Genomic DNA, 11,091 nt, shown 5'->3' on the forward strand with positions numbered 1-11,091 from the left:
AGCTTTATTTTTTCTTAGGCTGTTTTTATCTTTTTACTGCTAGTTATTTTTCCTTCTACCTTGCTAAGATTCTTAATCTTTAAAGTTGGATCGGATATATTGCATTCATCCATTATACTTTCAAGTGTACTTATCTCTTTTCTCTTTATAACAACTTCTAATTTATATCTTTTATTACCATTGTTTCCACTAGCTAAGAAATTATTTACAGTGTATCCTTCATCCCTAAGTTTTTGTGCTAATTCGATCATCTTATTTTTATTATTTAAGAATAAATCTACTTCTAAAATACCTAAGGCAAGTTTTCCTTCGATTTTACCACCTATAAATACTCCAAGAGTTCTTCCTAAAGCATATGCAATTGCATAACTTATTCCTTCTGAACTAGTTACTTTACCTAATACTGTAGCAAAAATAATAGCATCTACAAATACTAATAAATATACTGGATTCATTATATTTTTTGCAAGTAATATAGTTTTTAATGTAGCTAATATATTTGTAAAGGCTGTTACTAAAAACAAACCTATAAGAGTTAATATTATACTTTGTGTCATTTAAAACACCTCCTTTATTTTTTTAAAAAAATCCTAAAGTTATTGGAGTTAAGTTAAAAACTCTCCAAAGTCCTTAGGATTTCTGATCTTACTATTTATTTTAAAATTAATATTGAAATTTAACAATAGAACAATGTGCTAACAAGCAATTCTTAAAATAATCTAACTTATAATCCGTCTAATAAGCCAACCTTTTAAGTATATAATAGTTTTATATAAATGTCAAATAATATTTTTTATTTAATCTTTGCAAATTCTATATGCAGACTTTTTTCTAAAGTTAAATTCATATGCTTAAAATATTCATCTAATGCTTTTAAAACTATATATATATGTTCATCCTTTGCATTTTCGCCCATATGTCCTATTCTAAATAATTTTCCATTAAATTCTGCAATACTACCACCTATAAGAATGTTTTTTTCATCTTTAAGATAATTAAACATATGATCAAAATCTATACCTTCTGGCATCTTAATAGCAGTTAATGTATTTGAATAATCTTTATTGGCATATATATTAAAGCCAGAATTTATAAATACATCTCTTACCTTTTTAGCTAATTCTTTATGCCTTTGTACATAATCTGCTCTATCAATTATCCTATCTAATGCTACATTAATAGAGTTTATCAAGGCATCTGAATGAGTATATGGGAATTTTTAATTTTCCATAACTAAAAGCCAATTTTTTAAATTTGCATAAAAAGACTTTACACTACTCTTTCTATTTTCTAGCACTTCTACTGCCCTATTGCTTAAAAAAACAAGAGTTCCTCCAGCTGTTACAGATAGACATTTTTGAGTTCCTGCAATAAGCATATCTATAGCCCACTCATCCATGGAAATAAATTCTCCACCATATGAAGATACTGCATCAACTATTGAAATTATGCCTTTTTTATTTAATAATGGACAAATGTCTTCAATAGGATTAGTTATTCCTGTTGGAGTTTCACAATGAACTAAAGTAGCTAGTTTAAAAGGACCATTTTCATCTATAAATTTCTCTAATTCATCTACATCTATACCTCTTTTATAATCACTTCTAAAATATATGGTCTCTGCCCCATACATATCAGTAAACTCACCAAAACCTCTTCCAAAAATACCATTATCAATGCAAAGCACCCTATCTCCTTCTTCTATAAATGAAGCACATGCACTTTCTAAGCCTAATATTGCTTCTCCTAACATTATTATTGCTTTTGAATCTTTAGAATTCACTAGTTTTTTTGCTTTTTTACAAGTATCATTATAAAGTTTAAAAAAATCCTTATCTAAATCCGTATTGGTATTCTTTATTGAAAGAGCACCTCTTACCTCTTCACTAGACTGTGTTGGTCCTGGTGTCATAACTAATCTTTCCATACAATTACCCCCTTTAATTAATACTATTTATCTAAATTATATAAATTTACTAAGATAATTACAATACAACTTTCTTTATTAACTATAATTGTACTGGTACACTTTTGTTTTTTATACTAACTTCTAGTAGCCCATTTTTATTTTTATTAAATTTTAAAATAGCATTTTCTTTTTCTTTAGTATTTGGATTTCTTATTTCAATATCATTTAATTGTCCTTTTTCCAGTAATTCTTTGATTAATTCCTTATCAACTTTTACTTGATAATTTTTCAAACTGTTTTTCCATACTGTAAATTTACAATGATTTCTCCAGTTACTACAATAAAAAGCCTTGCTATTTTCTAATACTTGTCCACCTTCACATAGTATGCATTTTCCAAGACTGTTTTTTCTTAATCTTTCTTTTTTTGATTTTATATATTCTTTATTTGTAGATGGATTATCATGAAAAGAACGCAATAAATTTGAATGATTACTTAATTTAATTACTTTTTGAGTGTTTCTTTTTATATATGATTCTAGCTTTTTCATGTACTCTTGTGATTCTATTTCTCCGCTTTCAATCATTTCAAGTCCCTTTTCCCAACTAGCTGTTAATTCAGGTCTTAAAAGAGAAGGAATTGATTCATTTACTACATCATAAATTGATTCACCTAAATTAGTAGGAGTTAATATTTGTGTTTTATTATTTAAATTAATGTAGTTTATTTTTTGTAATTTATTTAATATTCCAGATCTTGTAGCACTTGTTCCAATTCCACTACCCTTTATTTTTTCTCTTAATTCATCATCTTCAATTAATTTTCCTGCACTTTCCATTGCAAGAATTATAGAGCCTGAATTATATCTTTTAGGTGGAGAAGTTTCAGATTCATTTATTTTAAGTTTTTTAATTTTTACTTCCTGTCCCTTTTTTAACCTTTTTAATGATTCTTCCTTATCATTATTTGAGCCTGATTCTTTTTTTTCATCTTCTAATATTTCTAAATATCCTCTTTGTACTTGAATCTTTGAGCTAGTAAAAAAACTTTCTGTCTTGATTTTACTTTCAATTGAGAGTTTACTATATATAGCAGGAGGATAGAATATACTTAAAAATCTTTTTACTATTAATAAAAAAGTATATTTCTCATTAGATGATAATCTATTAAGATTTGTCAAGCCCTCACCTGTTGGAATTATGGCATAATGATCTGTAATCTTCTTATCATTTACATATTTAGTCTTTTCTAAATTTTTATATAAATTTTCCTTTAATATCCTTTCAATAAAATAATTAATCTTTTGATTTTTAATCTTACTAAGTTTCTTCAAATTGGAATCTATTTCTTTAGATACTGATTTTGACAAGACCCTTGCATCTGTTCTTGGATAGGTTATCATCTTCTTTTCATATAATGTTTGTGCAAGCTTAAGTGTTTGATCTGGGTTAATTTTCAATTTCTTAGAAAGTTCATTTTGCAACTCAGCTAAATTATAAAGTAGCGGTGGGTTTTTGTTTTCCTTCTTCTTTTTAATTGATTCTATAGTGGCTATTAAATACTCATTATTTTCTTTTAAATAATCAAGAAATTTTTGAGCTTCTTTCTTTTCTTTAAATCCAATATCTTTATATAATAAATTAGACATATCATACTTTGAACCTTTAATAGCTTTCCATTCTCCATCATAAACTATTGATTCATCAAATTGAAAAGTAGATGAAATTTTATAATATGGTGTCTTTACAAATTCCTTGATTTCTCTTTCTCTTTTTACTATTAATCCTAAGACACATGTCATCACTCTTCCAACTGCTATAACTACATGATTTTTACCCAAATGGCTACTAAGTGATCTGCCATAGACAAGTGTTAAAAGTCTTGAGAAATTTATTCCCATCAGATAATCCTCTTTTGCCCTTAGATATGCTGCATGTGATAAATTGTCATATTCATCTAATGATTTAGCATTTTTAACACCTTTTTTTATTTCTTCTTCAGTTTGTGAATCAATCCAAACTCTCTTTCTAATTTTATTTTCTACTTTAATAAGATCTTCAACTAAACGATAGATATATTCCCCTTCTCGACCTGAATCTGTGCATACATATATTGTTGATATATCATTTCTTTCAATAAGTGACTCTAATATGTTAAATTGCTTTTTTACATTTTCAATAACTTCATATTTATATTTATCTGGTAAAAAGGGAAGATCATTCATTTTCCATTTTTTATATTTTTCATCATATTTATCAGGATAACTCATTGTTACTAAATGGCCTATACACCAGGAAACAACAGCATCATTTGATTCAATATATCCATCTCTTTTACCTCCCTTTATATTTAACACTTTTGCAAATTCTCTTGCAACGCTAGGTTTTTCAGCTATATATAATGCTTTACTCATAAGAACACTTCGCTTTCTAGATATTTGTTTTTGTCTTATACAATTATATAGTTAATACAGTTGCCCTTCAAGAAAATATCTGATTTATATAATCACTATTTGTTTTTATAGACATATATTGTATAAAAGAAAAATTAATTGAAAGGATGATTTCATGATAGTTTCATTTGTACGTGGAGATGTAAATGGAGATAATGTATCAGATAATATATATCTTACAGGAGAGAGAAATCCAAATAGTCCTTTTGTAGAAAACATTACTTTAGTGATTCAAGATGGAAGAACAGGTAGGATGTATTATTCACCTTTTGAATTTGAGTCTGGATATGATCCTACAATCTCACTTTATGATTTTACTGGAGATGGTATCCAAGATATATTAATAGGTATTAATTCTGGTGGAAGTGGAGCAATTATATATTACTATATTTTCTCTGCATTAAATAATATCCCAAAATTAATATTTGATTATAATAATTTTAATGACACCTATAAATACAAGGTTATTTACAAAGATTTTTATAAGGTTGAAATAGTAAATATTAAGGATAATATTAAATATATAATCGATATAGCATATAAGGGTAGGGAATATCTAAATGAAATATATGATAAAAATGGAAAGTTAAAAGAACCTATTGAAGGGTTTGTAGATCCATTAAGTGGGCTCTACCCTATAGATTTTGATTCAGATGGAGTATATGAATTGCTAGCTTATCAAAAAATATCAGGTAGATATCATGCTGATGGTCTAGGTTTTATTTTATCAAGCTTAGAATTTAATGGTAAAAAATTTAATATGTTTGATCAATATGTAGCTATTAATGGCACAAAAAAATAATTTATAAAAATATGGTACTTAGCAAAATGCTAAATACCATATTTTTATATCTAAAACTTCCATATTGAAACTCCCATTTTAGATACTTTTAAATCTAATGGCATCATATCAGCTGCCTCCCATAATTTATATAGCTCATATCTTTGCTCTTCCAATCTTATAAAAGCTATACCACAATCTCCACCTCCTGCACCTGATGACTTTCCACTACCAAATTTTTCAGCTATGTTACATAAATTTCTTAATTTATTTGTTTCAATAGACATTTTAGCATTATAATCTAAATTTTGAAGTGCATTACGATTTTGTCTAATACTCTCAATTATTTTTTCATAATTATTTGTATTAAAACTATTAATTAATCTCTTTACACAAATAGAACTTTCATTTAAAAATTCATCATAAGCTTTGGGATTTTTATTGCGAAATTCTTGAAATTTATTAACCATAGGTCCTGTTTTTGCTGGATTTTTAGTCCAAGCTATAGCTAATTTAAGTGATGTTGGGGGCATGAGTTTTTTTATAATTAAATTAGGCCATGGTTTATATATAATTTTTTTTAATTTTCCACCTATATTTAATTCATTTAAAAGAAAGTCTGTATCAAATGCAGAATACTCTATCCATCCACCGTAAGTTGCAGCTGCAATATCAGCTCCAGAACCATTTTTTTGAACTTTTAAATGAGCTATAACTGAAAGTTTAAAAATTTCATCTAATGAAGGTAGCTTCTTGTCATTATTATGTAATAATAAAATAGCTGAAACAACAGAAACTATAATAGCTCCACTTGAACCTAATCCATATTTTTTATTTGTTAAAGGATCTTCAAGTTCACTTTCAACTTGTAATTTAAATGATTTAATCCCCACTAAATTTTCCCGTAAAAACTTAATAGAAGTAGAAATTGCATTTTTAATGAATTCTAATCTTTTATCCCATACATTAAACTCTATATCTTCATCTTTTATTTGCCATGTAATATTTTCTAAATTCATCTTTGGAATAGAAATTATATTTTTTTGATTTAATTCTATATTAATTGTTATATAACGATTTACAGCTATTACCACTGATTTTTGATTTGGTGCAAGTACTGCATATTCTCCAGCAATCATAAGCTTTCCTGGTGCCTTCACTGTTAAACTTGACTGAGTCATTTATTATCTCCTTCCCTATAAATCTGATAATATTTTCATAATCCATGGTGCAGAATAAAGTGTCATAAATAAAACACCATAATTTACTCCTAACCTATAAAAAAGTCCTGATACAATTCCTATTAAAATTACACCAATAGTATTAATTAAACCTCCATCTATAAATGCAAGTAATAATACTAGACTAAAAAATAATCCAAGTAAAGCTTCATGAGGTATCCTTTTAAATACAAATGCACAAATTTCTTCAGAATACTTCACTGCAATATAAAAAGTAAAAGTTGAAGCAATTACAGCTCCAATTAAAGTTGCAAGGATAAAATCTGATGTTGTTAATAAATGGTGCATATTATTTTCTAGGGTAAAAACTGGTGGTGCATTAAACAGTGGATTACCAGGACCAATAGCTACAGGAGATAATGGAATTCCTAAAGCTATAAGTGGTATAAGTGCCCCTGAAATATATGTTGATTGAGCTAATGCTTCCATTGTACATACTGCAAGAGATGCTTTTTCAACAGGGTCCTTTATGCGACTTGAAAATAACTCTCCAAAAAATGTAGTAAGACCAACAGGGCTTAGTATAAAAGTAACTGAACCAATAAGTGAAGAAATCACACTATATTTGATTTCTTTTTTAGTTAAAATTTTAAATGGATTAGGAAATTTTTTATTTCCCTTAGTCCTTTTCATATAAATTGTATTTTTATCATGTCTTTTAAAGCTATCTCGCCTTTCTTTATTTAATAATTCAAATAAAGTGAGTATTACAGGGCCAATAGTAATACCTAAGAAAAAGGAAATAAATACGTTGGCATCTTCAGTTACAGCACCAGTTCCCCAATACATATATCTAAGACCTTGGATAAGTAAGGCAAAAGGTAATATTGAAAAAAGTGCGATGAGTTTCTTCTTACTCATAAGAGCTAATAATATAGCTCCAATAAAAAATACTGGATCACCATATTTTTCAATTACTCTTGCAAAAGGAATTAATGCTTGAGCTAAAAATAAACTTACTGGTATAGAAATAATATTACCTATAATAGCGCCTGAAGCTATTTTTCTAATACTAGTATCTGTTAATCCATGTTTTTTAAGTACCATAGCATGTTCTACCATTGGAGTAGACATTACACCAGCAGGAATACCTGCTATTGAAACAGGAACAGAATCTATTAATTTACAAGCTATAATTGCTGAAATAAAAAAAGATAATATAATAGCAGGCTCTAAACCTGATAAAACTAATACTAAAGTTATTGGTGCAATAGTTGCAGTTTCATCTGCGCCAGGAGCTGCTCCAATAATAGTATATATAAAAGCTGCAACTGTAGCTGCAATAATCATTTGTAAAATTAAAATAAAATCCATATTAATTCTCCTCTTTTGTTTCTATGAATATTCTTTTAGGTTTAATAAAAACAGCACAAATTACAAACCCAATAATAGCTCCAGTTAAACCAAAAAACAATGGTTTTGGAGGTTCATTAGGTGCTAATATGTATGCTATAAAGGTAGTCATAGTACATATTATAAGAGATATAATCAAGTCCTTGATATTTACAATATCCTCCCATACTTCAATATTGTTTTTTAAGTTATCTTCTTTCATCTAATTAACTCCTCTCATCATAAATAGCTTATCCCATTGCCCGGATGGCAAATAATTATATCTTCTACCAATGGCAAACTTAATAAAGATTCATATACCTTTTTTTCATCAGATGGCTTACAAAGTACCTTTACATTTGGGCCGGCATCTATTGTAAAATAAGCATCAATTCCACATAATCTTAAATCATGAATATGATGAATTACATCCATAGTTCCCGCTTTAAAGTATAATATTGGTTCAGCAGCACCAAGCATTGTAGCATGCATCTTTAAAGCATTTCTTTCTACTACTTCTCCAAGTTTTTCAAAATCTTTATATTTTATTGCTTCTCTTGTCATTTTCAAGTCCTTTTCTATAGTATCAAGCCACGCAGAATAAAAAGGAGAAGATTCTACAGTTCTTTTCATACCTTCTCTGCTTGATACTTTCTTTTTATTATCAGCTACTATAACTGAAAGGATACTAATATCCCAATCTGATTCAGGTAGAAGCCTTCTTGCAAAAGAATCTTTACCATCAAGTCTTTGTCCTTTTTGCCATTCAACATATCCACCATAAATAGAACGAGATGCAGAGCCTGAGCCACATCTTGCAAGTGCTGATAACTCAATTTTATTTAATTTCAAACCAAGTGCCTTTACTGAGGCCGCAGCAAGTGCCGCAAAACCAGATGCAGAAGATGCAAATCCAGCTGCAGTAGGTACCTTATTTTCTGATTCCACTATTGCATATAAGTTTGTTCTAGCAAGCTTTCTTACTTTATCTAGAAAATTAGAAATTTTTATTTGTTCTTTTTTATCAGATTCTTTTCCATTTAAATAAAATTTATCATTTATCATATTTTCTTTGAATTCAACCGTTGTAATTGTGTAGAACTTATCAAGCGTAATAGATATACTGCTATTTGTAGGTAAAAATAACTTTTCATCACGTTTACCCCAATATTTTATAAGTGCAATATTAGTATTTGCTTTTGCTTTTGCTTTCATTTATTATACCTCCATAACAACATCTTCATTAGTTGAAAAATACCAGCTCTTTTCTGCATCTGATTTTACTAATTTATTTGAAATTTCTTTAGCTTGCCCTCTGTCACGTGCAAGTGCTATCATACAACCTCCTAATCCTCCACCTATAAGTTTTGCTCCTAAAGCATTAGAATCCAATGCTAGCTTTACTAAATTATTCAACCTTTCATCACTAACACCAATATTTATAAGCTCATTATGATTATTAGTAAGTAATTTTCCAAGTAAATTAATATTTCCATTTAAAACAGCTTTTTTTATTTCGTTTGTAATTTCTTCTATTGTATCTAATGATTTTTGCACTTTTTTAGGCTTTAAATTATATCTTTTTCTTACATTTTCTACCGCCACTCGTGTATCAGAAGTACTACCAGTATCGGCTACAACTATATATAAAGGACATTTGCTTTTTATAGATAATATCCCTCTTTCTTTTTCAAACCATATTGGATTCTCACTAATTGTAGCCATAATATCTAATCCACTTGAATTCCCATGAGCATAGTTTTCTGCAATTTGAACAAGATAAAATAATTCATTTTGAGTGATTTGTCGTTCAAAAAATGAAAATAAACTTCTGACAATTGAAATGCTGATTGCAGCACTAGAGCCAAGACCTCGTCCTATTGGAATAGATGAAATGATTTTAATTTTTAAATTTTTCTCAGGTTTATTTAAATATTTTAATGTTTCTTTTATACAATTAGAAATCCCTTTTAATTTAATAGGCATATTATAAAGAAATCCAGTATAGATAGCAGATTCAAATATAATAGGACCAATTGATTTTTCTACAATAGAAGCTACCTTTAATGGAAAAGGGATTGCAATTGCAGGTTTTCCATACACAACAGCATGTTCACCAGCTAATATGATTTTACTATGAGCATCAGATATTGCTATTTTAGATGAATTATTCATTTTTACCATCCAAAAGTTCTTTAAGTTCTCCCTTTATCCTATAAGGTACAGTTCTTAATTCATTTATATTCTTTTTCCCTAAAAGAAGCATAATTACTTTAGATTTATATATTATATTTTCTATATATTTATAAGCAGATTCATATCCTTTTTCTTCTAATTCTCTTAATATTGGTCCACTAACTCCTATCATATTTGCTCCTATAGATAATGCCTTTATAACATCGTTGGCAGTTCTCATACCACCACTACATACTATATTTAAATCTTTCTTTAAATCTTTAGTTTCTAAAAGACTAAGTGCTGTTGGTATTCCCCATTCAAATAACTCATCAAATTCAAAATTCGAATTTCTTGCATTCTCAATTTTAATGAAATTAGTTCCTCCATGTCCTCCTAAATCGATATACCTAACACCTATATCATATAGACTATTTACTACATTTTTAGAAATACCAAATCCAACTTCTTTTATGATAACTGGTTTATCTAACACTTTTACTATATTTTCTATATTTCTTAATACACCTTTAAAATTTCTATCACCTTCTGGCATACAAATTTCTTGAGCAGGGTTTAGATGTATTTGAAGTGCATCTGAATTAATCATATCAATAGCCTTTTTTGCTTCATCTACATTTGCAAAAGAATTTACATTTGAAATAACAACTCCATCATTTAATATTTCCCTTACAATTTTAAAAGACTTTTCATATTCTTTATCCTTTATAGCAATAGTTTGAGAACCTACTGCCATAGGAATATTCAAGTTTTTTGCTATCTTTGCAAGATTACTATTTATCTCTACTGCTCTATCAAATCCTCCTGTCATTGCATTTATCATTATAGGAAAATTTATATTTTTATCTAAAAAATTAATTTTAGTATCTATATCATTAAAATCTATTTCAGGCAAAGAATTATGTTCTAGATATATATCATTAAAATGAGTATTACTTTCAAATTTATTTTTAAGTACGTGTTCTACATGATCTTTTTTTCTACTACTCCTTATTTTGCTTTTTTCATTTTGATCCTTCAAATCTATCTTCCTTCCACAATAAGATATTACATATCATGCCCTTTTTTAATATTTTAATTATAATATCATAATGATATAAATTTGTAAATGATAAATGTTATCAATATAACTTTGTAACAATCAAACTTACTCATCATATTATAATATATTAGTATCTAT

General features: G+C 27.8%; 11 protein-coding genes. 1 reads left to right on the forward strand and 10 read right to left on the reverse strand.

Annotated elements, in window-relative coordinates; all coding sequences use genetic code 11:
• Positions 1 to 14: 14 nt before the first annotated feature.
• From ACTHUW_RS11735 to ACTHUW_RS11750, 4 genes are all read right to left on the reverse strand, one after another.
• Positions 15 to 557 (reverse strand): DUF5698 domain-containing protein, encoded by a 543-nt coding sequence (locus ACTHUW_RS11735; RefSeq protein WP_442213367.1) that lies wholly within the window; start codon positions 555 to 557, stop codon positions 15 to 17.
• Positions 558 to 793: 236 nt separating this feature from the next.
• Positions 794 to 1,192, reverse strand: a complete 399-nt coding sequence (locus ACTHUW_RS11740) for a hypothetical protein (protein ID WP_442199452.1) — start codon at positions 1,190 to 1,192, stop codon at positions 794 to 796.
• 27 nt (positions 1,193 to 1,219) lie between these two features.
• On the reverse strand, positions 1,220 to 1,927 hold the full coding sequence (locus ACTHUW_RS11745; RefSeq protein WP_442210852.1) for a pyridoxal-phosphate-dependent aminotransferase family protein: 708 nt from the start codon (positions 1,925 to 1,927) through the stop codon (positions 1,220 to 1,222).
• Positions 1,928 to 2,009: 82 nt separating this feature from the next.
• Positions 2,010 to 4,322 carry a DNA topoisomerase gene (locus ACTHUW_RS11750; RefSeq protein WP_442210854.1) on the reverse strand — a complete coding sequence of 771 codons (2,313 nt, stop codon included), beginning with the start codon at positions 4,320 to 4,322 and terminating at the stop codon, positions 2,010 to 2,012.
• A gap of 154 nt (positions 4,323 to 4,476) precedes the next feature.
• On the opposite strand from ACTHUW_RS11750, the gene ACTHUW_RS11755 reads away from it, so the two are divergent.
• Positions 4,477 to 5,163 (forward strand): VCBS repeat-containing protein, encoded by a 687-nt coding sequence (locus ACTHUW_RS11755; protein ID WP_442199455.1) that lies wholly within the window; start codon positions 4,477 to 4,479, stop codon positions 5,161 to 5,163.
• A 50-nt stretch (positions 5,164 to 5,213) separates the two neighbouring features.
• On the opposite strand, the gene ACTHUW_RS11760 is transcribed toward ACTHUW_RS11755, so the two are convergent.
• The 6 genes from ACTHUW_RS11760 to fni are packed head-to-tail and all read right to left on the reverse strand — an operon-like array spanning position 5,214 to position 10,932.
• Entirely contained in the window at positions 5,214 to 6,323 is a 1,110-nt protein-coding gene (locus ACTHUW_RS11760; RefSeq protein WP_442210856.1) for a phosphomevalonate kinase, read from the reverse strand.
• A 15-nt stretch (positions 6,324 to 6,338) separates the two neighbouring features.
• Positions 6,339 to 7,697, reverse strand: a complete 1,359-nt coding sequence (locus tag ACTHUW_RS11765) for a tripartite tricarboxylate transporter permease (protein ID WP_442199457.1) — start codon at positions 7,695 to 7,697, stop codon at positions 6,339 to 6,341.
• A 1-nt stretch (position 7,698) separates the two neighbouring features.
• Positions 7,699 to 7,938: a hypothetical protein gene (locus ACTHUW_RS11770; RefSeq protein WP_442199458.1), complete on the reverse strand. Its 240-nt coding sequence runs from the start codon at positions 7,936 to 7,938 to the stop codon at positions 7,699 to 7,701.
• A 17-nt stretch (positions 7,939 to 7,955) separates the two neighbouring features.
• Positions 7,956 to 8,930, reverse strand: a complete 975-nt coding sequence (mvaD, locus tag ACTHUW_RS11775) for a diphosphomevalonate decarboxylase (RefSeq protein ID WP_442199459.1) — start codon at positions 8,928 to 8,930, stop codon at positions 7,956 to 7,958.
• Positions 8,931 to 8,933: 3 nt separating this feature from the next.
• On the reverse strand, positions 8,934 to 9,890 hold the full coding sequence (mvk, locus tag ACTHUW_RS11780; protein ID WP_442210858.1) for a mevalonate kinase: 957 nt from the start codon (positions 9,888 to 9,890) through the stop codon (positions 8,934 to 8,936).
• Entirely contained in the window at positions 9,883 to 10,932 is a 1,050-nt protein-coding gene (gene fni, locus ACTHUW_RS11785; protein ID WP_442213369.1) for a type 2 isopentenyl-diphosphate Delta-isomerase, read from the reverse strand. Before fni ends, mvk begins: the two co-directional genes overlap by 8 nt.
• Positions 10,933 to 11,091: the final 159 nt, after the last annotated feature.

It is taken from the genome of Senegalia sp. (in: firmicutes) (genome assembly GCF_052088025.1).
Lineage (GTDB): Bacteria > Bacillota > Clostridia > Tissierellales > SIT17 > Anaeromonas.